Origin of the sequence: Streptomyces sp. NPDC056738 (assembly GCF_042790435.1) — a bacterium.
In the GTDB taxonomy this organism is placed as follows: domain Bacteria; phylum Actinomycetota; class Actinomycetes; order Streptomycetales; family Streptomycetaceae; genus Streptomyces.
In genome coordinates, this window is sequence record NZ_JBHTZF010000004.1 from 141159 (window position 1) to 166514 (window position 25356).

22 protein-coding genes and 2 tRNA genes are annotated in these 25356 nt (G+C 71.3%); 16 read left to right on the forward strand and 8 right to left on the reverse strand.

Annotated features, from left to right (window positions below):
• Nucleotides 1-26: 26 nt before the first annotated feature.
• On the forward strand, nt 27-1442 hold the full coding sequence (locus tag ACFRIC_RS11725; protein WP_382783075.1) for a tyrosine-type recombinase/integrase: 1416 nt from the start codon (nt 27-29) through the stop codon (nt 1440-1442).
• Between the two features lie 137 nt (nt 1443-1579).
• On the opposite strand, the gene ACFRIC_RS11730 is transcribed toward ACFRIC_RS11725, so the two are convergent.
• Nucleotides 1580-1664 (reverse strand) — tRNA-Ser (locus ACFRIC_RS11730).
• Nucleotides 1665-2160: 496 nt separating this feature from the next.
• Here ACFRIC_RS11730 and ACFRIC_RS11735 point away from each other — a divergent pair.
• Entirely contained in the window at nt 2161-2991 is an 831-nt protein-coding gene (locus tag ACFRIC_RS11735) for a DUF2637 domain-containing protein (protein WP_382783078.1), read from the forward strand.
• Between the two features lie 121 nt (nt 2992-3112).
• Here the strand turns inward: ACFRIC_RS11735 and ACFRIC_RS11740 are convergent, their stop codons facing one another.
• Complete coding sequence (locus ACFRIC_RS11740) at nt 3113-4606, reverse strand: trypsin-like peptidase domain-containing protein (RefSeq protein ID WP_382783081.1); 1494 nt, start codon at nt 4604-4606, stop codon at nt 3113-3115.
• Between the two features lie 257 nt (nt 4607-4863).
• Between ACFRIC_RS11740 and ACFRIC_RS11745 the strand changes: the two genes are divergently transcribed.
• From ACFRIC_RS11745 to ACFRIC_RS11755, 3 genes are all read left to right on the forward strand, one after another.
• Nucleotides 4864-5673, forward strand: a complete 810-nt coding sequence (locus tag ACFRIC_RS11745; RefSeq protein ID WP_382783083.1) for a glycerophosphodiester phosphodiesterase — start codon at nt 4864-4866, stop codon at nt 5671-5673.
• Nucleotides 5674-5869: 196 nt separating this feature from the next.
• Nucleotides 5870-6430, forward strand: a complete 561-nt coding sequence (locus tag ACFRIC_RS11750; RefSeq protein ID WP_382783086.1) for an ATP-binding protein — start codon at nt 5870-5872, stop codon at nt 6428-6430.
• Between the two features lie 192 nt (nt 6431-6622).
• Nucleotides 6623-7591, forward strand: coding sequence for a DUF5926 family protein (locus ACFRIC_RS11755; RefSeq protein ID WP_382783089.1), 969 nt, complete (start codon nt 6623-6625; stop codon nt 7589-7591).
• A gap of 232 nt (nt 7592-7823) precedes the next feature.
• On the opposite strand, the gene ACFRIC_RS11760 is transcribed toward ACFRIC_RS11755, so the two are convergent.
• A complete protein-coding gene (locus tag ACFRIC_RS11760; protein ID WP_382783091.1) occupies nt 7824-8417 on the reverse strand; it encodes a hypothetical protein in 594 nt (197 codons plus the stop codon).
• 55 nt (nt 8418-8472) lie between these two features.
• Entirely contained in the window at nt 8473-9138 is a 666-nt protein-coding gene (locus tag ACFRIC_RS11765; protein WP_382783094.1) for a bifunctional DNA primase/polymerase, read from the reverse strand.
• Between the two features lie 482 nt (nt 9139-9620).
• On the opposite strand from ACFRIC_RS11765, the gene ACFRIC_RS11770 reads away from it, so the two are divergent.
• Nucleotides 9621-11132 (forward strand): PP2C family protein-serine/threonine phosphatase, encoded by a 1512-nt coding sequence (locus ACFRIC_RS11770; RefSeq protein WP_382783097.1) that lies wholly within the window; start codon nt 9621-9623, stop codon nt 11130-11132.
• Nucleotides 11133-11230: 98 nt separating this feature from the next.
• Entirely contained in the window at nt 11231-12718 is a 1488-nt protein-coding gene (locus tag ACFRIC_RS11775) for an aminopeptidase P family protein (protein WP_382783099.1), read from the forward strand.
• Nucleotides 12719-12922: 204 nt separating this feature from the next.
• Here the strand turns inward: ACFRIC_RS11775 and ACFRIC_RS11780 are convergent, their stop codons facing one another.
• The gene (locus tag ACFRIC_RS11780) at nt 12923-13378 is read right to left on the reverse strand and encodes an ATP-binding protein (protein ID WP_382783102.1); all 456 of its coding nucleotides are present in this window, start codon (nt 13376-13378) and stop codon (nt 12923-12925) included.
• Nucleotides 13379-13630: 252 nt separating this feature from the next.
• On the opposite strand from ACFRIC_RS11780, the gene ACFRIC_RS11785 reads away from it, so the two are divergent.
• The 9 genes from ACFRIC_RS11785 to ACFRIC_RS11825 all read left to right on the forward strand — a co-directional run bounded on the left by ACFRIC_RS11785 (nt 13631) and on the right by ACFRIC_RS11825 (nt 23812).
• Nucleotides 13631-14479, forward strand: coding sequence for a hypothetical protein (locus ACFRIC_RS11785; protein ID WP_382783105.1), 849 nt, complete (start codon nt 13631-13633; stop codon nt 14477-14479).
• Between the two features lie 227 nt (nt 14480-14706).
• Nucleotides 14707-15441: a YcnI family protein gene (locus ACFRIC_RS11790; protein WP_382783107.1), complete on the forward strand. Its 735-nt coding sequence runs from the start codon at nt 14707-14709 to the stop codon at nt 15439-15441.
• 158 nt (nt 15442-15599) lie between these two features.
• Nucleotides 15600-16253, forward strand: coding sequence for an SCO family protein (locus ACFRIC_RS11795; protein WP_382783109.1), 654 nt, complete (start codon nt 15600-15602; stop codon nt 16251-16253).
• Entirely contained in the window at nt 16250-16732 is a 483-nt protein-coding gene (locus tag ACFRIC_RS11800) for a copper chaperone PCu(A)C (RefSeq protein WP_382783111.1), read from the forward strand. Before ACFRIC_RS11795 ends, ACFRIC_RS11800 begins: the two co-directional genes overlap by 4 nt.
• 13 nt (nt 16733-16745) lie before the next feature.
• The gene (locus ACFRIC_RS11805; protein ID WP_382783114.1) at nt 16746-18728 is read left to right on the forward strand and encodes a copper resistance protein CopC; all 1983 of its coding nucleotides are present in this window, start codon (nt 16746-16748) and stop codon (nt 18726-18728) included.
• Between the two features lie 8 nt (nt 18729-18736).
• Complete coding sequence (efeB, locus tag ACFRIC_RS11810) at nt 18737-20056, forward strand: iron uptake transporter deferrochelatase/peroxidase subunit (RefSeq protein WP_382783117.1); 1320 nt, start codon at nt 18737-18739, stop codon at nt 20054-20056.
• Between the two features lie 120 nt (nt 20057-20176).
• Complete coding sequence (gene pheA / locus ACFRIC_RS11815; protein WP_382783120.1) at nt 20177-21112, forward strand: prephenate dehydratase; 936 nt, start codon at nt 20177-20179, stop codon at nt 21110-21112.
• Between the two features lie 571 nt (nt 21113-21683).
• Nucleotides 21684-22961 carry a serine--tRNA ligase gene (gene serS, locus ACFRIC_RS11820; RefSeq protein ID WP_382783123.1) on the forward strand — a complete coding sequence of 426 codons (1278 nt, stop codon included), beginning with the start codon at nt 21684-21686 and terminating at the stop codon, nt 22959-22961.
• Entirely contained in the window at nt 22958-23812 is an 855-nt protein-coding gene (locus ACFRIC_RS11825; protein ID WP_382783126.1) for an HAD family hydrolase, read from the forward strand. Before serS ends, ACFRIC_RS11825 begins: the two co-directional genes overlap by 4 nt.
• A 112-nt stretch (nt 23813-23924) precedes the next feature.
• Here ACFRIC_RS11825 and ACFRIC_RS11830 read toward each other — a convergent pair.
• The 3 genes from ACFRIC_RS11830 to ACFRIC_RS11840 form a co-directional block, all read right to left on the reverse strand.
• Nucleotides 23925-24011 (reverse strand) — tRNA-Ser (locus ACFRIC_RS11830).
• 263 nt (nt 24012-24274) lie between these two features.
• Entirely contained in the window at nt 24275-24505 is a 231-nt protein-coding gene (locus tag ACFRIC_RS11835) for a hypothetical protein (protein WP_382783128.1), read from the reverse strand.
• 128 nt (nt 24506-24633) lie between these two features.
• Entirely contained in the window at nt 24634-25353 is a 720-nt protein-coding gene (locus tag ACFRIC_RS11840) for an ABC transporter permease (protein ID WP_382783130.1), read from the reverse strand.
• Between the last annotated feature and the right edge of the window lie 3 nt (nt 25354-25356).

The window sequence follows — 25356 nt, forward strand, 5'->3', positions numbered from 1 at the left end:
GGGCCCCTCATTCTGCTTGGAGAGACATGCTCACGTACGACGTCGACGTCTGGTCGATCCGCAAGCGCGCCGGCCGGCCGAAGCCCTGGGAGCTGCGTTGGCGAGTCGGCGAGCGTCCGCACTCCCGCAGTTTCAAGCTCAAGCCACAGGCAGACGGCCGACGAGCGGAGTTGATGGCCGCTTTGCGTGACCGGCAACAGTTCGACGAGGAAAGTGGGCTCCCCGCACCCGAGTTGGCTGCCCGCAACTCCCCTTCCTGGTACGAGCACGTGACGTCGTACGTCCTGATGAAGTGGCCGCAGGCCGCCGCGAAGCACCGCGCGAGCATCGCGGAATCGCTCGCCGTCGTAACCCCCGCGCTCGTCACTACCAGAAGGGGAGCGCCCGGCACGGCAGTGCTGCGTACAGCTCTGTACCAGTGGGCGTTCCGGGCAGTCCGGTCCCCCGAAGGGGTCTGGGTGTCGCGTCACACGGCAGAAGAGCCGCCCGCGGACATCCGCAGCGCCCTGGAGTGGATCGCCGCCCACTCCATAAAGGTCAAAGCTCTGGAGGACCCGACCCTTCTCCGCCCCGCTCTGGAGGCGCTGTCACTCCGTCTCGACGGAGGTAAAGCCGCCGAGAACACAGCCAGGCGCAAGCGCATGGTGTTGAGCAACGTCCTGCGGTACACGGTGGAGGAAAGGCGGCTGCTGACCGCCAACCCGCTTCTCAGCGTGGACTGGACCCCTCCCGAGAACGACGACGAAATTGACTTCCGGTACGTGCCGGATCCGGTTCTGGCTCGGTCGCTGCTCGGAGCCGTCCGCGACTCCGGAGCCCGCGGGGAGCACCTTCACGCGTTCTTCGGCTGCCTGTACTACGCGTCCATGCGTCCGGGGGAAATCGTCGCGCTCAAAGAATCGGACTGCACCTTGCCGCCTGCCTCGCCTGACACGATCAAGGAATGGGGCGAACTGATCCTCGGAGAGAGCCGCCCGGAAGTGGGCGGGGGATGGACAGACGAGGGCACGTCGTACGAGACGCGTGGGCTCAAGCGACGTAGACGCGGCGCGACGCGCAGCGTGCCGATCCCGCCCGTCCTCGTGCACCTGCTCCGAGAGCACATCGCGCGTTACGGCACAGCCGATGACGGCCGGCTGTTTCGGGCGGCTCGGGGAGGGCGGGTTCCGTCCACCGAGTACTGCGACATGTGGGAGGGGGCACGAAAAAAGGTTCTGTCCCCCGGCGAGATCAAGTCCGAACTTGCCGCCGTGCCGTACTCCCTGCGCCACGCGGGAGTCTCCCTGTGGATCAAGTCCGGGGTGGACCCGGCGGAAGTCGCCGCCCGCGCCGGCCACAGCATCGCCGTGCTGTACCGCTTCTACGCGAAGATCCTCAAAGGCGGCCAACAGCACTCCAACGACCTGATCTCCCGCGCGCTCGACGAGGGGGAGACCCCCTGATCCTGGCCCACAGATGGCCCATACGCACTGGTCAAAGCTGGGATACGGGCGAGAAAGGGTGAGACAACCCGCATGCGAAAGGGGTGCTCCGGTGACGGGAGCACCCCTTCTGACCAGCACCTACGCTGACCTGCATGCGGTGGGTGTGGGATTTGAACCCACGGTGACTCGCGCCACGACGGTTTTCAAGACCGTTCCCTTAGGCCGCTCGGGCAACCCACCCCGCTCCCGCCCAGGCGGGTGGAGCGGGTACAGAGTACCCGGCTGCGAGCGGGTCGCGGGGGCATGGTCCACAGCGGATCCACCAGTGCCGATCCGGCCCGCGGGAGTCACCGGCCGGGCACCCGCGGGGGCCGCCCGGCGCCACGCCGGACGACCTCGGCCGACGTACCCGAAAAGCCGCTTTGGTGAATACTTCCGCCGCCGCGCGCTCACTCGATTGCCGCACACCTGGAGGCGGGGGAGCCGCGTTAGCGGAGCATGGCGAAAGCAAGATCTCTCGCTCCGACCGTCTCTGGAGCGACGACAGAGCGGCCGGTCCCGACCCTCGCGGCATCGGCCCGCACGGCCTCGGCCCCGGACCCGTCCCCCGCCGTACCGGCCGGGCGGAGGGCGGGCGCGCGCATCACCGCGTGCGCCCCGGCCGCGGGCAGCAGACCTTCGCCCGCGGCCCGCCCACGCCGTCGCCACAGCGCTCACACGACCGGGGCGAACTCCGGTGAATGACGACTACCCGAACCTCTCGTTCGCCCGCTACGGCCAGCATCCCGGGTATCCCGCCGGGACGGAGACCGGCCCGTACGGCGATCCCGTGACCGGCCTGAACGAACAGGGCTGGGACCCCGTCGAGGAACTCACCTACCTCCTGCAGGACGCCGCGGCGGCGGACCAGGAGGCCACCGTGCCGCCCCCGCGCAGCGAGCCGGACTACACGGACGAGTTCACCGGCGACCTCACCGGCGACCCGATGGACAACCTCGTGCAGATCACCGCCGAGCTGCCGCCCATCCGGCGCTCCTCGGCCGGGCACCGCAAGGTTCGGGTCCGCAATCCCCGCAACTGGCTGCAGACCGTCAGCTTCGTGCTCGCCGCGGTCGCCGCCGCCACCGTGTCGATGGTGAGCGTCTTCAGCGGGATGGTGGCCTACTCACCGCTGCAGCGCATCGCCTCCAACGCGCAGAGCGGCACCGGGCCCTGGTGGCCGCTTCTGATCTACGGCCCCTGGATGGTGGCCTCGCTCTCCATCCTGCGAGCGGCCCTGCACCAGCGCCGGGCCGTGCACTCGTGGTACGTGGTGCTGCTGTTCTCGTCCGTCGCCATGATGTTCTGCGTGGCCGACGCCCACCAGACGATCACCGGTGTGGCCACCGCCGTCGTCCCCGCCCTCGCGTCGTTGACCTGCTTCCAGCAGTTAATCCGTCAGATCACGCTGACCCGGCCGCCCCGCCAGAGCACGTCCCGCCACCGGCAGCGCCCCGTGCCGCCCGCACCCCCCGAGCGCGCGAGCGGCAAGAAAGGGGCGTCGTCCACGAAGAAGCCCCGCGTCTGACCCGTCCCGGGGCGCGGCCCGTGCAACCCGTATCGGGGCGCGGCTCGCTCCCGGCGCCCGGACCATACGCGGAAGGGGTGCCTCCCCGAGGAGGCACCCCTTCACGTTCAGGACCGGACGGTCAGCTGTCGCCCTCGCGGGAACCGAGGGTGACGTCGACCGTGTGGGTCTTGCCGTCGCGCGTGTAGGTGAGCTTGACGGTGTCGCCCGGCTTGTGGGTCCAGATCGCGCCGATCAGGGTCGGGCCGCTGTCGATCACCATGTCGTCGAGCTTGGTGATGACGTCGCCGGGCTTGAGGCCCGCCTTGGCGGCCGGACCGCCGGACTCGACCGCCGAGGCGCCGCTCGCGCCCTGCTCGGTGATCTTCGCCCCGCCGGTGCCCTCCTCCAGGGAGACCGAGGCGCCGATCTTCGCGTACACCGGCTTGCCGGTCTGGATGAGCTGCTGGGCCACGTGCTTGGCCTGGTTGATCGGGATCGCGAAGCCGAGGCCGATGGAACCGGACTGGCCGGAGCCGCCGAGACCGCCGCTGCTCGACGACTGGATCGCCGAGTTGATGCCGATCACCGCGCCCGAGGCGTCGAGCAGGGGACCGCCGGAGTTGCCCGGGTTGATCGAGGCGTCCGTCTGCAGGGCGCTCATGTACGAGGACTTGCTGCTGGCGCTGCCGTCACTGGAGGCGACGGGGCGGTTCTTGGCGCTGATGATGCCCGTGGTCACGGTGTTGGACAGGCCGAAGGGAGCGCCGATCGCGATCGTGGAGTCGCCGACGGCCACCTTGTCGGAGTCGCCGAGGACGAGCGGCTTCAGGTCCGAGGGCGCGTTCTTCAGCTTGATGACCGCGACGTCGTACCCCTGCGCGTGGCCGACCACCTCGGCGTCGTACTTCTTGCCGCTCGGGAAGGTGGCGGTGAGCTTGCCGCCGTCGACCGCGTCCGCCACCACGTGGTTGTTGGTGAGGATGTGGCCCTGCTTGTCGAAGACGAAGCCGGTGCCGGTGCCGCCCTCGCCGTTGGTGCTCTGGGCCTCGATGGTGACGGTGCTCGGCAGCGCGTTGGCCGCGACGTTCGCGACCGTGCCCGAGGCGCGCTTGACCTCGCCGCTGCTGCTCGGGGCGGAGACCGTCGTCGAGTCGGTGGAGCTGTCGTCGTTCTTGGCCAGCGAGTAGCCGATGCCGCCGCCGACACCGCCGGCGACCAGCGCGGCCACCAGGACGGCGGCGATCAGACCGCCGCGCTTGTTCCTCGGCTTCGGCGCGGGCTGCTGGTAGGAGGAACCCCACCCCCCGCCGTCACCCGAGCCGCCGCCGTCGGCGTACGACGGGGTGGCGGGCGGCGGAGGCGGCCAGCCCGCTTCGGGGGCGGAGCCCTGGGTCGGCGCCTGTCCGTAGGGGTCGGCCCCCTGTCCGGCGCCGTTCGACGCGTACGCCGGCATGCCCGCGGGCGCCGACTCGTGCTGCGGTGCGCCGGGAGTGCCGGGCACCGCGGGGATCGGAGCGGTCGGCGCGCCCCCCGGGTGCGAGGCGCCCTGCGCGGAAGCAGCGGGAGTTTCCACCGGCACGGGGGGTGCGGACGGGGCCGGGGGTACTGCGTTGCCCTCGTTCTCGGTGCTCACAGCTCTTCTCCTCGATCCACGGCTGTTGTTCTCGGTCGCACTCGGTCACGCCCACTCACACTTGTCGATGGCCCGGCGCGATTCAGCTGTGCATGTGCTTTTGTACGCCGTCAGCTTTTCCCACAGGGCGTCAGGGCACCATAAGCGGTGGCTGTGCGTCCGAGGCCATCCTTTATAACGGACTTTTATTACCAAAAGGGATGTCTTGCGACATATCTCACCTCACACGAGTCCGGCGACGATGGCACCATGACGCGGTGACCCTCGCACGACAGCACCCGATCCAGGTCGTCGCCCACCGCGGAGCCTCCGAAGAGGCTCCCGAGCACACGCTGGCCGCTTACAAGAAGGCGATCGAGGACGGTGCGGACGCCCTCGAGTGCGATGTACGGCTGACCGCCGACGGCCATCTCGTCTGTGTCCACGACCGCCGCGTGAACCGGACGTCCAACGGCCGCGGAGCCGTCTCCGCCCTGGAACTCGCCGAACTCACCGCACTGGACTTCGGCTCGTGGAAGAACCGCGACGAGTCGCCCGACTGGGAACACGCGCCGGGAAGCCTGACGGACACCTCCGTCCTCACCCTGGAGCGCCTGCTCGAACTCGTCGCCGACGCCGGCCGCCGCGTGGAACTGGCCATCGAGACCAAGCACCCGACCCGCTGGGCGGGCCAGGTCGAGGAGCGGCTGCTCCAGTTGCTGAAGCGTTTCGGCCTGGACGCCCCCGCCTCCCCCGCCGAGTCCGCGGTACGGGTCATGAGCTTCTCGGCGCGCTCGCTGCACCGCGTCCGGGCCGCGTCCCCGACGCTGCCGACGGTCTATCTGCTCCAGTTCGTATCCCCCCGGCTGCGGGACGGACGGCTGCCCGCCGGTGTCCGGATCGCGGGCCCCTCGATGCGCATCGTCCGCAACCACCCCGGGTACATCGAACGGCTGAAACGCGCCGGTCACCAGGTGCACGTCTGGACCGTGAACGAGCCCGAGGACGTCGATCTCTGCGTTGAGCTGGGCATCGACGCCATCATCACCAACCGCCCGCGCGCCGTGCTGCGCCAACTGGGCCGCTGACCTGGCCCGGCCCGGGGCCCGCAACCCCCCGGAAAACACCGTGATCGTTCATCGGAAACCATCAAGAACCGGCCACCCGGTCACAGGGAGTGCTCCGGCGCGTTCTTTCCGCAATCGATCGTTACGAGTGCGTCAGCAGACGTCGACTGGCCGGTTTCCGGTCCAGTCCAGAGGGGCATTCACACCGTGGCGTGGGGTGAAGGAGGTCTCGGGGGTGGCGTTGGTGGTGGCACAGGAGGTGCCCACGTCGTCGAGCATGGCCGTACCCCATGGCCCTGCGGGCGTGGGGGAAGCAAGACACCGGATGCGCGATCAACTGCGTTCGGGGGGCGTGGCGGAAACGGTCATCGACGATGCCGTACTGATCCTTTCCGAGCTGCTCAGCAACGCGTGCCGTCATGGCAGGCCCCTGGGCGACGCCTTCGCGGGCGACGGGAACGTGCGCGCGGCCTGGCGTGTCGATCCGGCCGGCCGGCTGACGGTCGAGGTGACGGACGGCGGCGGCCCGACCCGCCCCGTGCCCGCCACCCCGTCGGTCACGGCCCGCGGCGGCCGGGGGCTGAACATCATCACGGCGCTCGCCAAGGACTGGGGCGTCCGGGACGACGTCCACGGCGAGGTCACCGTGTGGGTGGTCGTCCAGGACGATGTGCAAAGGGCGCACCGGCACGACGACTTCGCTACGCGCGTCGCGTCACCGAGGGTGTCCGGGATCCCCGATCTGGAATTCGTGGACGCCTTCGACGACCTCGACTGAGCGCCTTCGACGACCTCGGCCGGGCCGGACCCGGCGACGGGACGGCCCCCGCCCGGGGCGTGACCGGGACGCGCGGACGGGGCGCCGGGGATGGGACGACGCGGTGCGTTGTCCACAGGATCCCGTCCGTCTCCGTACGAACGGCTAGGCTCGCGCCAGTACGAGACGAGCCGTGATCGGGAGACACCCACGATGGCCAAGAAGCGACCCCAGACGAAGGCCAAGCAGCCGCAGTTGACGGACGGCGGCGAGATCCCGGTCGTCGGAGCCCGCGAGCCCTGCCCCTGTGGCAGCGGCCGCCGGTACAAGGCCTGCCACGGCCGCACCGCCGCGCACGCGGCGACCGAGCTGGTGCACCGCCCGTTCGAGGGCCTGGCGGGCGAGGGCGACTGGGTCGCGCTGCGCGAACTGGTGCCCGCCGCGACGGTCGCGCTGACGCTCAAGGAGAGCCTGCCCGAGGGCGTCCCCTCGGTCACCCTCGCCACGGTCCTGCCGATGGCGTGGCCCGCGCTGCGCCGCGAGGACGGCTCGGTGCTGCTCGGCCTGCAGAACGACACGGCGTCGGGCGACATCAGCCGCGACCTGGCCGACACCCTCCAGCGGGCGCTCGTCGCGCCGCCCGGCACCCCGGTCGAGGGACGGCGCGCCCCGGCGGACGGTCCCCGTCTCCAGGACCTGCTCGACCCCGAAGGCCCCTTCGAGCCGGTCGTGCACAGCGGCTTCGAGTTCTGGGTCCCGGACGCGGAGAACGCGACGCCGGAGGTGACCGCCTCCCTGGAGCGGGCGAACGCCGCCGCCATCCCGACGGTGAAGCTGTCCGGGGTGGACGCCGCCTACTGGTGCGAGACGCCGGACAAGAACCACCTGCGCTGGGTCATGCCCCACGCCGAGGAGCGGCTTCTGGACGCTCTCGCGCGGCTGCACGCCGAGGGTCGTTCGAGCCTCGGGGAGGGCACCCGGCTGGTGGGTTCCTTCCGCGCGCACGGGCTGACGGTGCCGGTCTGGGACCTGCCGAGCGGTGTCACGGCGGACGACGTGGAGAAGCCGGCGGCCGAGTTCGCCGAGCGCCTCGCCACCGCTCTGGCCATGGACGCGCCGCTGACGGCGGACGAGCGCCGCGCACGCGGGGGGCTCACCAACCGCCAGGTGACCCTCAGCTAGTCCACAGCGAACCCACAGGACGGGAAACTGACCGACCGGTCAGCTCGTCAGGGCCTCGAAAACGGGTGACTCCTGTCACAACTCCCCGTTGTGACAGGTAAATCCGTGTCCGAATAGCCGAGATCGAATTTGCGAACCGCCGATCTCTTGTTACCGTTCGAGTAGCCCGGTTGCTGGTGCATCCCCCGTCGCCAGCAACCGGGTCTTTCCATGTTCGGAATCCCGAACAATATCAATCGGCTTGCCCGCGGACCGAGTTGCTTCCCGAGCGCAGCAGCAGCGGCCCGTCGCCGCTCCTCGCGAATTCCGCTACCGCCGAGTAGACCCCCGGATCCCCCGCCGCGCGTTCCCTGGGCGTCTCGCACGCTCCCGGGTCGTCCTCCTCGTCCACGGCGCAGTTCATCTGCACGGTGCGGCCGCCGGGGCCCATCAGCGTCAGGGCGGAACTCAGCGCCTCGCCGGTCGTGTTGCGGTAGTAGGTGCGCGCCCAGGTCTCCTCGCCCTGCGTCAGGACGCAGGTCTGTGCCTCGACGCCGTCGGGCGAGGAGAGTTCGGGGCCGCACCGGGCGGCGGTGGCGAGACCGAGGCCGAGCCGCAGGGGAGAGCGCCGGGGTCCGGGCGAGGGCGGCCGGTCGTCCGCCGGAGCCGCCGCGCGGACGGTCGCCGATGGGCCGGCGTCGCCCGCCGGGCCGGCCGAGGCCACGGCCAGCGGCAGGGCGAGGACGACCACCACGGCTCCGGCCAGGGCCACCAGGCGGACTCTTCGGGGGTCCGGCCCACCGCCCGAGGGCACCTCGGCCCCGTGAGCCCCGGAATGACGCTGCATGGGCGGACGATAACGAGCGGGGGAGGGCGCGCGGCGCGCCGCGCGCCGGACGCCCCTACAACTCGGGCGCGCTCACACCCGTACGAGTGAGTGCCTCGACGACGGCATCCACCACGGCCTCCACGTCGGGCACCCAGGGGGCGGCCGAACCGGGCAGCGGAGCGCGCTCCCAGCGGATCTGGCCCTGGCCCGTCTCGGACGGCGGCAGCGCGATGTAGCCGCCGTCGCCGTGGAAGCGCAGGGAGCCGGGGACGAAGTCCTTGGCGTAGAGCAGCTCGCCGAGCTGCTCCATGGAGTACGGGGCGACGAGGATCGCCCAGCGGGAGGGGGACGCGACGACCGGGCCGAGGCGCATGCCCGTGCGGTCGAGGGCGTCGAGGGCGCGGGCCGCCGCGACGGCGGGCAGGCTCACCGCGCACGGGGCGCCGCCGCCGGTGGCCAGCACGATGGGGGCCGAGGGCCGGTTGGTCCACCACCAGCGCACCATGCGCTCGTCCGTGGTGGCCGCGAGGAGGCCGGGGTCGAAGGGATGGGCGCCCGGCACCGTGCACTCCGGGTCGGGGCAGCCGCAGCGGGCACGCCCCTGCGGGTCGGCCGCCACACCCGGGAGTACGGGCCACCGCCATGCGGCCGCGAACGTCAGGGCCGCGCTGAGCATCTCAGGCCTCCCGTTGTTTCGCTTGGACAGGAGCCTGCGTCGCCTTCCGAGGATCTCGCGCATGAGCGCTCGTTCCTTTCCGTTGCACGCCTGGCAACACCGAGGATCACATCACACCATGTGTCGATCACTTCACTGTGCGTACCTGCTGGCGCATCACACCCCTGCTGGAGACAAGGGGAACCCCTCTGGGCCGAGCATGTGGCTGTGTCCGCGCCCATACCGCGTACATCCAAAGCATGGGCATGGCGTGGGGTGGCGGCGCCTGGCGTTTTACGTCCCGCGTATTCCTAGCCGCCTCCGCCACGGGAGGATGGGGCACGGTCGTCGGTGGTTAAGACGCCCGGGTCCGTCGCCAGGTTCCGGGCGGATCTCAACCACCCCTGGCCTTCACCGAGTACGTACCCATCACGACCGCTGTGACGCTCCGTCGAACGAGGCCAGTCGACCTCAATAAGCCGTTGCCCGAGTCAGTTTTAGGCCAAATTTAATTTCCCGCAAGGGTTACCACCGGTCGCACGGACACCAGGAATCCTGGCAGGACAATGCTGGACATCCCCTCACGAGTACGTGTACATGTGGAGACACCGCTAGCGGCGCAGAACGACATGGGGGTTTGCGATGCTATTGAGCAAAACGCACCGGTCGGAAAGCCGGACGTCATGACCGCCCCTCACCTTCCTAAAGTGGCCGGAATCGATTCAACGGTTCCTTCGCCCGCGCACACTGTCGCGCCGGCGCCCGCCCCCGCGGGCGCGTCCCCGGCCGTCCCGCAGGCCGGCCCCGGAGCCGCGCTCCAGGACCGCCTCGCGGGCTGGGTCTCGGATCTCACCACGCTCCACGAACTCACCGAGCGCCTCGCCGGCACCGCGACACTGGACGACGCGCTGCAGGAACTGCTGCGCGCCGGATCCGCCCTCGTGGGCGCCCGGCGCGGTCTCGTCGTGCTGGAACCCGGCGACGGTCTGGGCCCGGACACCACGATCGGCCTCGGCCTCGCCCGAGCAGATCTCGGCCACATCGAGACGGTGCCGCGCAGCTCCATGTCGTACGGGAAGATCCTGGACGGACTGCCGGGCGGCGAGGGCGAGATCACCCAGCCGGACCTCCTCTCGGAGGACGGGCTCGATCCGCGCCACCGCGAGGTCGCCGCTCGTCTCGGCTACGCCGCCAGTTACGCGCTCCCGCTGTCCACCGAGGCGGCGGGGCGTCTCGGCGCCGCCGTCTGGCTCTACGACGAGCCCGCCGAGCCGGTGGAACGCCAGCGCCATCTCATCGGCCTCTACACCCGCTACGCCACCGAGCACCTGGCCCGGCTGCTGGAACTCGAACGCGCCCGTACGTGCGTGACGACGATGTCCCAGGAACTGCTTCCCGCCCGGCTGCCCCGGGTCTCCGGCGTCCAGCTCGCCGCCCGGCACCGCACCGGCCCGCGCGGCGGCGGCGACTGGTACGACGCGCTGCCGCTGCCCGACGCCGCGCTCGGCCTCGCGGTCGGCTCCGTCACCGGCTCGGGCCCCAGCGCGGTCGCCGCCATGGGCCGGCTGCGGGCCTCCCTGCGCGCCTACGCCGTCATGGAGGGCGAGGACCCGGTCGCCGTCCTCTCCGACCTCGAACTGCTGCTGCGGCTCACCGAGCCCGCGCGCTCGGCCACCGCCCTGTTCGCCTACTGCGAGCCCGCCCTGCGCAAGGTCACGCTCGCCGGCGCCGGACACAGCCCGCCCCTGGTGATCGGCCCGCGGCGCACCGAGTTCGTGGAGACCTCGCTGTCCGCGCCGCTGGGCATGCTCGCCTGCTGGGAGGCGCCGAGCGTCGAACTGACGGCCGAGCCGGGCGAGACCGTGCTCATCTACACCGACGGTCTGCTGCACCGCACCGGCGACCCGATGGACCGCGCCTTCGCCAAGCTGCACGCGGCGGCGGCGAGCGTCCCGAGGGCGCTGCGCGACGACCCGGGCGCGATCGCCGACCACGTGCTGCGCGGTGTGCTGCCGGACGGCCTCGACGAGGCGGACAGCGACGAGGACGTCGTCCTGCTGGCGGCCCGCTTCGACTGAGAGGGCGCTCACCCGGTGTAACAGGCCTTCCGGCCCTGGGCCCCCTTCAGTACGACCGTACGATGGGGTGGTCCAAAGTCGTATGAAGGAGGCAGACCGTGTCGGAGGCGCTCACCCCGGAGACCCCGGAAGCCGTGCTCGACGAAGCCGCTGACGAAGCGGGCGAGGAAGAGCCCATCAAGCAGCGCAAGAACGGCCTGTACCCGGGCGTGTCCGACGAGCTCGCCGCCAGCATGAAGTCCGGCTGGGCCGACACCGAGCTGCGGGACCTCACGCCCATCGCCCAGGCCGAGTACACCGCGGCCCGCCGCGCCGCGCTGTCCGCGCGCTTCCCGGGCGAGCGCCTGGTGATCCCCGCGGGCAACCTGAAGACCCGCTCGAACGACACGGAGTACCCCTTCCGTGCCTCGGTCGAGTACGCGTACCTGACCGGCAACCTCACCGAGGACGGCGTCCTCGTGCTGGAGCCGGCCGCCGAGGGCCACAAGGCGACCATCTACCTGCTGCCGCGCTCGAACCGCGAGAACGGCGAGTTCTGGCTGTCCGGGCAGGGCGAGCTGTGGGTCGGCCGCCGCCACTCCCTGGCCGAGGCCGAGCAGCTCTACGGCATCCCCGCCTCCGACGTCCGCGAGCTGCCCGCCGCGCTGACGGAAGCCACCGGTCCCGTCCGGGTCGTGCGGGGCTACGACGCCGCGATCGAGGCCGCGCTGACCGACAAGGTCACCCGCGAGCACGACGACGAACTGCGCGTCTTCCTGTCCGAGGCACGGCTCGTCAAGGACGAGTTCGAGGCCGGCGAGCTGCAGAAGGCCGTCGACTCCACCGTGCGCGGCTTCGAGGACGTGGTGAAGGTCCTGGACAAGGCCGAGGCCACCAGCGAGCGCTTCATCGAGGGCACCTTCTTCCTGCGCGCGCGGGTCGAGGGCAACGACATCGGCTACGGCTCCATCTGCGCCTCCGGTCCGCACGCCTGCACGCTGCACTGGGTGCGCAACGACGGCCCGGTCCGCTCCGGCGACCTGCTGCTGCTGGACGCGGGCGTGGAGACCCACACCCTCTACACCGCCGACGTCACCCGCACGCTCCCGGTCAACGGCACCTACTCGGAGATCCAGAAGAAGATCTACGACGCCGTGTACGACGCCCAGGAGGCCGGTATCGCGGCCGTCCGCCCGGGTGCCAAGTACCGCGACTTCCACGACGCCGCGCAGCACGTGCTGGCCGAGCGGCTCGTCGAGTGGGGGCTCCTCGAAGGCCCCGTCGAGCGGGTCCTGGAGCTGGGCCTCCAGCGCCGCTGGACCCTGCACGGCACCGGTCACATGCTCGGCATGGACGTCCACGACTGCGCCGCCGCGCGCACCGAGACGTACGTCGAGGGCACGCTGGAGCCGGGCATGTGCCTGACCGTCGAGCCGGGCCTGTACTTCCAGGCGGACGACCTGACCGTGCCGGAGGAGTACCGCGGCATCGGCGTCCGGATCGAGGACGACCTCCTGGTCACCGAGGACGGCAACCGGAACCTGTCGGCCGGCCTGCCGCGCCGCTCGGACGAGGTCGAGGCCTGGATGGCGTCCCTCAAGGGCTGACGCCGTGCCCGCGAGGGCGCGGAGCGACACCGACGGCCGGGCGCCTTCCGGGGCTCCCGGCCGTCGGCCTGTCCGGAGGCGGCTTCCGGAGCCGATGTGACCCGGGGGTGGTGCCGATCCGGCGTGTCTGCCGGCGTACCCCGGGGTGGTGCCGACGCGGCCTACGCGGAGGCGGCCGCCGAAGGCCGGCTGCCGTCCGGCGGGTCAGGCCGGCAGCAGTGCGGGGGCCGTCCTCCACTTGAGGATCTTGTCGAAGCTCACCACCGCGCCGCCGCGTCCCGGCCTGTTGCCGATGTGGACGTGGTCGGCGAGCTCGCGGATCAGACACAGCCCCCGGCCGTGCTCCGCGTCCTCGCCGGCCGTGCGCGGTACGGCGCGGACGCTGCCGGCCGGAAAACCGGGGCCGAAGTCGGCGACCTCGATACGGCACTGGTCACCGTCGAGATAGGCCGTCACGCGGTACGCCTCGCAGGAGGAGCCCCGGACGTCGTCCCCGCCGTGCTCGACGGCGTTGGCGCAGGCCTCGGTGAGAGCGACGGAGAGGTCGTACGAGATGTCCGGGTCCACGCCCGCGCTCTCCATCGTGCCGAGCAGCAGGCGTCTGGCGAGCGGGACACTCGCAGCCTCGCGCCGCAAATGGAGTGACCACCAGATGCTCATGCTCCAGCCTCCCGGCCGCGGCTCGACATACCGATACGTATTGCCGCAACCACGCGTGCGCAATCGCATACGCGACGTGATGCCGCCCATACGGCCGACGCGCTCACTTGAGTCGACGGTGTATGCGCGAGCGATCCGTCGCCCGGACGGCGGCCCTTCGGGGGTCCCCCGCACGGAGGACGGACCGGTCACAAGCCGTCAATCGGACCTGCCGTACGAGGCGTCGGGGCCCAGTGCGATGATGAGCCCGCCATGACTGCCCCCCACCAGCGTTCGGCGCGTTCCGGAGCAGGCCTCCGGACCCTGAGGGCCGCGGTGTTCGCCGCGGTCTGCGTCGTGCTGGCCGCGGCCGGTCACGGAATCGCCTCCTGCGCCACCGTCCCCCTGTGGACGCTGGGCGCCGGCTTCCTCGCGGTCTTCGCGGTCGCCGGGACGCTGGCGGGCCGGGAACGCACACTGCCGGGCATCGTGGCGCTCCTCGCGCTCGGCCAGACGGTGCTGCACACCCTCTTCGGACTGGGCCTGGCGGGCGGCACGGCGGCCGGCGGGTCGTCCATGGGCGCGATGGCGCCGGGCATGCCGATGTCCGACGCCACGCTCGTCGAACGGGCCGCCCGCCTGGTGTGCGGGACGGCCGCGGCGGCGATCAGCCCCGCGCAGGCCATGAAGATCCTCACCGACGCGCGGATCGGCACGGGCACGACCGGGATGCCGGGCATGACGTCGTCCATGAACCATGCCGCCGACGCCGTGCCCGCCGCCGCGGGCGTCTCGATGCCGGTGCTGCCCTCGCTGCCGATGCTGCTCGGCCACGTGCTCGCGGCCGTCGCCGCCGGATGGGTGCTGCGCCACGGCGACCTGGCCCTCCTGCGGCTCATGCGCCTGTCGGCCCACGGAGTCACGGAAGCGGCGCTCGTACGTTCCCTGCGCGCCGCCCTCACCCTCGTACGCGCCCTGCGTACGGGACTTCCCGGGGCGCCCGAGATCGCGCGCACGCCGCGCACCGCGCTGCTCGCGCCCCTCACCCCCCGGACGACCGCGCTGCAGCACACCGTCGTCCGGCGCGGGCCGCCCGCCTCCACGTTCGCCCTCGTCGCCTGACACGACGCGCCGCTTCACGGAAATCCACGGAAATCCCCCGGTCCCCGGAGTCCTCGACTTCACCGGCCCGAGCGGGACTTCACGGACCTTCCGGAAGGGGACGCGGTCGTGCCGCACGCGCGCGTGCCCGCCGGGTCTCCCCCGGGCCTCCTTCCGCCCCTTCCACGGGACACCGAGGCGTCCGCGCGCCCCCTTCGAACACCGGACCGAAAGTGGAGTTCCCTCATATGAAGGCTTCTCGTCTCGCCGTCGCCGGCACCGTCGCCGCCACGGCCGTCGTCGCCCTGTCCGCCCCCGCGTTCGCGCACGTCACCGTGCAGCCCGAGGGCGCCGCCGCCAAGGGCGGCTACACCGTCGTCAACTTCAAGGTGCCCAACGAGCGCGACAACGCCTCGACCACCCAGGTCGAGGTCAACCTCCCGGCCGACCACCCGCTGGCCTCCGTCATGCCCCAGCGCCTCGACGGCTGGACCGTGAAGGTCACCAAGTCCAAGCTGGACAAGCCGGTCACCGCGCACGGCGAGAAGCTCAACGAGGCCGTCACCAAGGTCACCTGGACCGCCGACGGCAAGGGCATCGAGCCGGGCTTCTTCCAGAAGTTCCCGCTCTCCATCGGCGCGCTGCCCGAGGACACCGACGAACTCGTCTTCAAGGCCGTCCAGACGTACTCCGACAAGGAGGTCGTGCGCTGGATCGAGCCGCAGAAGGAGGGCGCGGAGGAGCCCGAGCACCCGGCCCCGGCCCTCGCGCTCAGCGCCGCGACCGAGGGCGGCCACCACGGGGGCGCCGCCGCCGAGGACGCCTCCCACAAGGAGGAGAGCGCCGGACACACCGACGAGGCCGCCTCGGCCGCCGACAGCAGCGACACCACCGCGCGCGTCCTCGGCGTCGTGGGCATCCTCGTCGGCCTGGCGGGCGTGGCGTACGGCGTTCTGGCCGGCCGGCGGCGTACCGAGGCCTGAGGTGCCCGCACGCATCTGAGGCACTGAGACACACACGCTCCTGGTGGGCACCGGGGAGTCGCGGACACGGCTCCCCGGCCGCGGCCGGCCCGGCACCCCGGACCCGCCCGACCGACCCCCGGTGCCCACCGGAGCGCTCACATCTGGGACATTTTTCTATGCGCAAGAAGACGTACGCGACGGCCGCCCTGTTCGCCGCCGCCGCTCTGACCCTCTCCGCCTGCGGCAGTGGCGGCGACGACGGCGAACCGGTCGCCGCCGTGTCCGCCCAGGCCGGCGCCACCAAGGCCGCCACGGTCCTCGACAACCCGTTCGAGAAGCCGGACCTCGTGCTCACCGACACGGCCGGCAAGAAGTACGACCTGCGCGCCGAGACCAAGGGCCGGCCCACGCTGGTCTACTTCGGCTACACCCACTGCCCCGACGTCTGCCCCCTGACGATGAACAACCTCGCCGTCGCCAAGAAGCAGCTCCCCAAGGCCGAACAGGACAAGCTGCGGGTCGTGTTCGTCACCACCGACCCGGCCCGCGACACACCCGCCGCGCTGGGCACCTGGCTCAAGGGCATCGACCCCGAGTTCATCGGCCTCACCGGCGACTTCGCCACGATCCAGGCCGGCGCCCGCCGCCTCGGCATCACCATCGAGCCGACGACCAAGGACAAGAACGGCAAGACCGTCTCCGTGCACGGCACCCAGGTCATCGCCTTCTCGCCGAAGACCGACGCGGGCTATGTGCTCTACGGCGAGAGCGCCACCGTCGACGACTACACCAAGGACCTGCCCAAGATCGCCGAGGGGAAGACCCCGTGAGCCGCCGTACGGGCCGCCGCGCGGGACTCCTCGCCTTCTGCTCCCTCGTCCTGGCCGCCGGGACACTGGCGGGCTGCGGCGCGGACGGCTCCTCGTCGTCCTCCGCCGCTCCCGAAATCGAGGTCACCGGCGCCTACATGCCCGCCCCGAGCATGGACACCATGGCGGCGGGCTTCTTCACCGTCACCAACTCCGGCGGCGCCGACACCCTCACCTCGGTCACCAGCGACCTCTCGGACGACGTGACGATGCACGCGACCGTGGACGGCGCGATGGAGGAGAGGAAGTCGTTCGCCATACCCGCCGAAGGCACCCTGGACTTCGCCAGCGGCGGCAACCACCTCATGTTCGCAAAGCTCACCCACAAGCCCGGACAGGGCGAGAAGGTGTCCGTGGAACTGCACTTCGCCAAGTCCGGCACGGTCAGGATCTCCATGCCGGTGAAGCCCGCGACCTACAACCCGAAGACCGGACGCTGAGGTAGGCATCACCGTGACACCGACCATCGCCCCCCGCTTCAGGACCCTCCTGCTGCTGTTCCTCGCCGTCACCGGAGCGCTCCTGGCGGGCGCCGCGCCCGCCTCCGCGCACGCCGCGCTGACCGGAAGCAACCCGACGCAGGGATCGGTGGTCGACAAGGCACCCACCCAGGTCTCGCTCACCTTCTCCGAACAGGTCTCGCTGAACGACGGCTCACTCCAGGTGCTCGACCCCAAGGGCGAGCGGGTCGACACCGGCGGCGCGAGCGACCTGGGCGGTGACACCTACGGCCTGAAGGTCCGTCCGGGGCTGCCCGACGGCACGTACACCGTCACCTACCAAGTGGTGTCGGCGGACAGCCACCCCGTCTCGGGCGCCTTCACCTTCTCCGTCGGCGCCCCCTCGCAGACCTCCGTCGCGCTGTCCGGCCAGGCGGTGGGCGGCGGCCCCGTGGGCTTCCTCTACGGAACCGCGCGCTACCTGTCGTACGCCGGTTTCATCGTGCTCGTCGGCGGCGCCGCCTTCGTCCTGGCCTGCTGGCAGCGCGGATCGGGCATCCGGCCGGTGCAGCGGCTCGTGGTCGGCGGATGGCTCACGCTGACCGCCTCCACCCTCGCCCTGCTGCTCCTGCGCGGCTCCTACGTCGGGTCCGGCAAGGTCGGCGACATCTTCGACCTGAACCTGCTCGGTGAGGTGCTGCAGACCAAGTCGGGCGCGGCGCTGGTGTCGAGGCTGCTCCTGCTCGCGGCCGCGGCGCTGTTCATCGCGGTGTTGTTCGGCGCCTTCGCCCGACGCGACGAGGACGAGCGCGCGGCCGGCGAGACCGGCGGCGAGGCGGAACCGGCCGGGGCGACGGACGCCGGTGCCACCGAGGACCCCGACTCCGAGGCCGAGCACCTGGCCGCGGAGAAGAAGGACCTCACCTTCGGGCTCGCCGTCGGCGGCACGGTCGTCGCCGCGGGCCTCGCCGCGACCTGGGCCATGGCCGAGCACGCCTCGACCGGCGTCCAGCCGGGTATCGCGATGCCCGTCGACGTCCTGCACCTGCTGGCCGTCGCCGCCTGGCTCGGCGGTCTGGCGACGCTCGTGGTGGCCCTGTTCCGGGCTCCCGCGCGGACACCCGTCGAGGCCGCGGCTGTCCGGCGGTTCTCCCGCCTGGCGTTCGGCTCCGTCCTCGTCCTGGTCGCCACCGGGATCTACCAGTCCTGGCGTCAGCTCGGCTCCTGGTCGGCGCTCACCGACACGTCGTACGGACAACTGCTGCTCGTCAAGGTCGGTCTGGTGGCCGTCCTCGTGGGCATCGCGTGGATCTCGCGGCGCTGGACGGCCCAGCTCACCGAGACCGCCGCCCCCGAGGCCGCCGCCGTGGTCGTGGAGCAGCGCAGCGAGCTGCGCACGCCCGCCACCGTCCCCGCCGAGACGGACTCCCGGCGCGCCGCACAGCTCGCCCGGCAGCAGGCCGCCGTGGACTCCACGCGCGACAAGCGGGTCCGCGACGCCGACCCGCAGCGCTCGGGCCTGCGGCGCTCGGTGCTCGCCGAGGCCGGGGTCGCGGTCGTCCTGCTCGCGGTCACGACCGCGCTGACCACCACCGAGCCCGGACGCACGGCGGAGGCCGCCCGCCAGGCCACCGCGTCCGCCTCGCAGCGCTCCGGACCGCTGTCCCTGAAGATGCCCTTCGACACGGGCGGCGAGGACGGCAAGGGCACGGTGGAGGTCACCCTCGACCCGGCCCGCGTCGGCGGCAACCAGATGCACGTCTTCGTGGTCCGGCCGAACGGCAAGGCCTTCGACGTCCCCGAGGTGAAGGTCGCCTTCACCCTCACGGCGAAGGACATCGGCCCGCTGCCCGTGACCCCCGACCGGGTCGCCACGGGACACTGGGCGGCGAGCGCCGTGCAGATCCCCATGGCGGGCGACTGGAAGATCGCGGTGACCGTGCGCACCTCCGACATCGACCAGGCCACCGTGAACAAGAACGCGCAGATCGGCTGAACCTGACCATGGCTGACCAGTCCACCCCCGGGACCTCCGCCCGCTCCGACCGGACGGACCCGTCCTCCGGGGCGTCCCCCGGCACGGCGTCGTCGGGCGACGCCTCACAGGGAGTCATGTCACGGCGCCGGCTGCTCGGCACCGCCGGCGCCACCGGGCTCGCCCTCGGAGCGGCGGGCGCGGCCGTGGGCTACGCGGCGGCGCCCTCCCCCGCGAAAACCGTCCCCTTGACCTCCGTCGGCGCGGACATGGCAATGTTTCACGGGAAACATCAGCCGGGCATCACCACCGGACTCCAGGCGCGCGGGCACCTCGTCGCCTTCGACCTGACGGCCGGCGCGGGCCGCGGGGAGGCCGCCGCCCTGCTGCGCCGCTGGTCGGTCACGGCGCGGCGGCTCATGGCGGGCGAGGCCGCGGCGCACGAGGACACGGGCGTCGCACGGGACGCCGGCCCGTCCTCGCTCACCGTGACCTTCGGCTTCGGCCACAGCTTCTTCGCCCGTACGGGCCTGGAGAAGCAGCGCCCGGTCGCCCTGGACCCCCTGCCCAGCTTCTCCTCGGACCACCTCGACAAGGCGCGCAGCGACGGCGACCTGTGGGTGCAGATCGGAGCGGACGACGCCCTCGTCGCCTTCCACGCCCTGCGCGCGATCCAGAAGGACGCGGGCGCGGCAGCACGCGTGCGCTGGCAGATGAACGGCTTCAACCGTTCCCCGGGTGCCACCGCCGAACCGATGACCGCCCGCAATCTGATGGGCCAGATCGACGGCACCCGCAACCCCAAGCCCTCCGAGCCCGACTTCGACGGACGGATCTTCGTCCCCGCCTCCGGCACCCCGGAGTGGATGGCGAACGGCTCCTACGCCGTCGTCCGCCGGATCCGCATGCTGCTCGACGACTGGGAGAAGCTCTCGGGCAAGGCCCAGGAGGACGTCATCGGGCGGAAGAAGTCCACGGGCGCCCCGCTCAGCGGCGGCACCGAGACCACCGCGATGGACCTGGACAAGACCGACGCCGAGGGCAACCTGGTCGTGCCGGTCAACGCGCACGCCCGCATCACCCGGCCCGACCAGAACGGCGGCGCCGCGATGCTGCGCCGCCCGTTCTCCTTCCACGACGGCATCGACGCCGACGGGACGCCGGACGCCGGTCTGCTCTTCGTGTGCTGGCAGGCCGATCCGGTGCGCGGGTTCGTCCCCGTGCAGCGCAAGCTCGACCGGGGCGACGCGCTCTCGACGTACATCCGCCACGAGTCGAGCGGCCTCTTCGCGGTGCCGGGCGGCGCGGCGGAGGGCGAGTACGTGGGGCAGCGCCTGCTGGAGGGATGACGGTCTCCGCACCGGTCTCCGTACCGCGTTCCGTACCGCGGTACCGGTCTGCGTACCGGGCTCGATCCCGGGGCGCCGCGGGCGTCTGACGCGTCGGGCGAGGCCCATTAGGGTGACGGTATGTCGGCGACGCGCTACACCTATCTCGGCCCCGAGGGTACGTTCACCGAGGCCGCCCTTCGCACGCTTCCCGAGGCCGCGACGCGGGAGCTGGTCCCCATGGTGTCCGTCCCGGCCGCGCTCGACGCGGTGCGCGGCGGCCAGGCCGCCGGCGCGCTCGTCCCGATCGAGAATTCCGTCGAGGGCGGCGTGACCGCCACCCTGGACGAGCTCGCCAAGGGCGACCAGCTCATGATCTACCGCGAGGTCGTGCTGCCGATCGCGTTCGCCCTGCTGGTCAGGCCCGGCACGGCGCTCAAAGACGTCAAGACGGTCACCGGACACCCGGTCGCCCAGCCCCAGGTGCGCAACTGGCTGGCCGCGCATCTGCCGGACGCCGTGTGGGAGTCGGCGGCCTCGAACGCGGACGGCGCCCGGCTGGTCCAGGAGGGCCGGTTCGACGCGGCCTTCGCGGGCGAGTTCGCCGCGGCCACGTACGGCCTCGAACCCCTGGTGACCGAGATCCACGACGCGGCGAACGCCGAGACCCGCTTCGTGCTGGTCGGCCGCCCGGCCAGGCCCGCCGCGCCGACCGGCGCCGACAAGACGTCCGTGGTCATCTGGCTCGGCGACGACCACCCCGGAGCCCTGCTCGAACTGCTCCAGGAATTCGCGGTGCGCGGCGTCAACCTGATGCGCATCGAATCCCGCCCGACCGGCCAGGGCATCGGCAATTACTGCTTCTCGGTCGACGCCGAGGGCCACATCACCGACCGCCGGGTGGGCGAGGCGTTGATGGGCCTCAAGCGGATTTGTCCCCAGGTGCGATTCCTCGGTTCCTATCCGCGCGCCGGTGTCGCCCTGGGGGACGTACGCCCGCTGCGGCCGGGGACGTCGGACGACGCGTTCTCCTCCGCCTCGGACTGGCTGGCCCGCTGCGCCGACGGCCGGTTCTGAGCGGCGCCTCCCCGCCCGTCCGAGCGTTTCCCCCAGGTCCCGCCTGCCGATTCTCGTCATCCACAGAGTTATCCACAGGCATGCTTCTCGACCTGGGGACAAGTCGACAACGAAGCACTACATGGTCGACAAATCGGCTACTCGACCCAAGTCCGTCCACACCCTCGCACGTCCCTCTTCGTCTACCCTTTTCCATTGATCAACCCGATGGGGCGAATCATTTACACCCGAAAGTGGCTGTACAGAGGGTTTGAACCGGGAATTCCACGGCTGCCGAAGAGGTATCGGAATGATCAATTCCGACATCCACAGATCATCCACACACCCTGTGGATAACTCTCATCACGGCCCTACCCCTGTGGACAACCCACACAGCAAGTCCCGCTTCCCGCAAGGAAATCCGGTCAACCGGCGAAGCGCCGTCTGCCCCGTTTCAGGGAGTAGGCCCCATTTCCTTGACACGGCTCGGCGATCAAGGGACACGGCCCGGCAATTCACTCATACCGTGACAGCCGTCACGCTCTGGAATATCGGGTCGTTGGCCGGAGATCCGCACCGGTAGCCTTGAGGGGTGATTGACCTTCGCCTGCTCCGTGAGGACCCCGACCGTGTTCGCGCCTCCCAGCGCGCCCGTGGAGAGGATGTCGCGCTCGTCGACTCCCTCCTGTCCGCCGACGAGCGGCGCAGGTCGTCCGGCGTCCGCTTCGACGAGCTGCGTTCCGAGCAGAAGTCGCTCGGCAAGCTGATCCCCAGGGCCACCCCGGACGAGCGGGCCGAGCTGCTGAAGAAGGCCGAGCAGCTCAAGACCGACGTCAAGGCCGCCGAGGCCGAACAGAACGAGGCGGACGAGGAGACCAAGCGGCTCCTCCTCCAGCTCGGCAACCTGGTGCACCCGGACGTCCCGGTCGGCGGCGAGGAGGACTTCGTCGTCCTGGAGACGCACGGGACCATCCGCGACTTCGCCGCCGAGGGCTTCGAGCCCAAGGACCACCTGGAGCTCGGCGAGGCGCTCGGCGCCATCGACGTCGAGCGCGGCGCCAAGGTGTCCGGCTCGCGCTTCTACTACCTGACCGGTGTCGGCGCGCTCCTGGAGCTCGCCCTCGTCAACGCGGCGATCGCCCAGGCCACCGAGGCCGGCTTCACGCCGATGCTGACCCCGGCCCTGGTCCGCCCGCGCGCCATGGAGGGCACCGGCTTCCTCGGCCAGGCCGCGGAGAACGTGTACCACCTGGAGAAGGACGACTACTACCTGGTCGGCACCTCCGAGGTCCCGCTCGCCGCGTACCACATGGACGAGATCCTCGAAGCCGACAAGCTGCCGATGCGCTACGCCGGTTTCTCGCCGTGCTTCCGCCGCGAGGCCGGCACGTACGGCAAGGACACCCGCGGCATCTTCCGCGTGCACCAGTTCGACAAGGTCGAGATGTTCTCGTACGTCGCTCCCGAGGACGCCGAGAACGAGCACCGGCGGCTCCTGGAGTGGGAGAAGCAGTGGCTGACCGGCCTCGAACTGCCCTTCCAGGTGATCGACGTGGCCAGCGGCGACCTGGGGTCCTCGGCCTCCCGCAAGTTCGACTGCGAGGCGTGGATCCCGACCCAGGGCAAGTACCGCGAGCTGACCTCGGCCTCGAACTGCGACGGTTTCCAGGCCCGGCGTCTGTCGGTCCGCATGCGCGACGGCAAGAAGGTCCAGCCGCTCGCCACCCTGAACGGCACGCTGTGCGCCGTCCCGCGCACCATCGTGGCGATCCTGGAGAACCACCAGCTCGCCGACGGTTCGGTCCGGGTTCCCGAGCTGCTGCGCCCGTACCTGGGCGGCCGTGAGGTTCTGGAGCCGATCTCCAAGTGACCAGCACCACCGGTTCGACGGGAGCGTCCGGGGCCACCGGGCCCGGGGCGTTCCCCTACAAGCTCGTCGCGACCGACCTCGACGGGACGCTGCTGCGCTCCGACGAGTCGGTCTCGCCGCGCACGCGTGACGCGCTCGCCGCGGTGACCGAGCTGGGCGCAGCCCACATCGTGGTCACCGGGCGGGCGGTGCCCTGGACGCGGCACATCCTCGACGCGCTCGGCTATCAGGGCCTCGCGGTCTGCGGTCAGGGCGCGCAGGTCTACCACGCGGGAGAGCACCGTCTGCTCACGTCGGTGACGCTGGACCGGCAGCTCGCCGGTCTCGCGCTCGCCAAGATCGAGGCGGAGGTCGGCCCCCTGCTGCTGGCCGCGAGCCGTGACGGCCTGGACGGCGAGGTGCTGGTCGGCCCCGGCTACCGCAGGCTGGAGGGCGCGCTGCCGGTCGTCCCGATCAAGGACGCGGCGGACCTGTGGTCGGCGCCGCTGAACAAGGTGTACGTGCAGCATCCGACGCTGTCCGACGACGAGCTCGCGGCCGTGGCCGTGAAGGTCGCGGGCGGACTCGTCGGTGTCACGATGGCGGGCCCGGGCGTGGTGGAGCTGCTTCCGCTCGGCCTCTCCAAGGCGACGGGGCTGTCCCTGGCGGCACGCCGCCTGGGCGTCAAGGCCGCGGAGACCATCGCCTTCGGGGACATGCCCAACGACCTCCCGATGTTCGCCTGGGCGGCCCACTCGGTGGCCATGGCCAACGCCCACGACGACCTCAAGGCGATCGCGGACGAGGTGACGTCCTCGAACGAGGAGGACGGGATCGCGGTCGTACTGGAGCGGTTGCTGGCGCGTCCGTAGCGTCGGCGGGACACCGGGGCACCACCGTCGACGCGGTTGTGCCCCCTTGTTCTGTGGCGCTTCCCGGTACTTCCCGGTGCTTCTCGGTACTTCCCGGTGCTTCTCGGTTGTGCGGAGGATGCGCGGATCGAACGCGCGCGGGGTTTCACCCCCGACCACGGCTTAGCAAGCCGGTGCCTTTCCACTCGGCCAATCCTCCGGGTGGGCGGCCCGCGCGTGAACGCGCGCTCGAAGCGGCCGCCCCGGGCAACTCCCCCTGCGAGCGGGTTCGACGGAGGTAGTGACTACTCCGGAACCCGCCGCGGGCTGCCCTGTCGGGAGCTCGACGAACTGCTCCTGATGAACATCGTCGCGCTCCTCTCCCAGTGTGCGGCGCCGGCTCGACGCGGCGGCGTGGACAGCAACCACTCTGCCCGTACGCCGACTTGGGCGCCACCGATTAAAGGGCGCGTTCCCGGTGGCTCACCTGCGGCGCCATCTGCGCCGGCGCCCCTTGGCGAAGAACCAGCCGGCGGGCGGCTCGTCGGAGCGCCAGGGCTGCGGATCGGGGTCCGACTCGCGCCAGCGGGCGGCGAGCATGCGCGCGCGGGCCGACGGTTCGGTCGTCTCGGCGGACCGTACGAAGTCCTCGTCGAGCACGAGGTCGTCCCACGGCTCCTCCGCCGGTTCCCTTCCCGGTTCCTCGGTCGTCATCCCCGTTCCTCCCGGCCGTGCGTCCCCGTTCGGCCAGTGTGCCCGGGCGGGGGTGAAGCCCCTGTCAAGGAAAAGAGGGCTCCCGCGCGCGCGTGCCCGTGACGGACACCGCGCGCGGGAGCCCTCTCTCACTCCTCGCCGGCCAGCGTCAGCGACCGCAGCCGCTGCCCGGCGTACCAGGTGGCGAGGACGGTGACCACGATCAGCAGGACCGTCGCGGTCGGCAGGCTCACGTCCGAGGTGACGATGTCGCCGCCGGTCACCTTGTGGCCCACGGCGAGCGCCCACTGCTGGACGCTGAGGGTGCGCGCGCCGGACACCAGGGACCCGAACAGGGCCTCCCAGACGAGCGCGTAGACGAGTCCGAAGACCACCGCGTGCCGGGTCACGGTCCCGAGAAGCAGGAACATCGCGGCGTAGGCGATCGAGGCGACCAGGGCGGCCACGGTGTAGGCGACGGCGATCTGCTGGCCGTTGCCGTTGAGGATCATGCCCGCGATGAAGGTCGGCACCGCGGAGAACGCCATGGTGACGGCGATCGCGACGATCAGCTTGGTGAAGATGATCGTGGGCCGCTTCAGGGGCTTGGCCAGCAGATACACCACCGAGCCGTCGTCGATCTCGGGTCCGATGGCGCCCGTGCCGGCGATGACGCCGATGATCGGCACCATGGTGGCGAGGGCGAACCCGCCGAGCAGGTCCGAGGCCACCTGGTCGTCGGCTCCGGAGAAGCTCCGGACGGCCACGGAGATGACGATGAGCAGGACGGGCAGGACGCCGAGGATGAGGGCCCGCCGGCGGCCGAGCAGGCCCCGGTAGGTGAGCCGGGCGACTGTGGGGTCGTACATCTT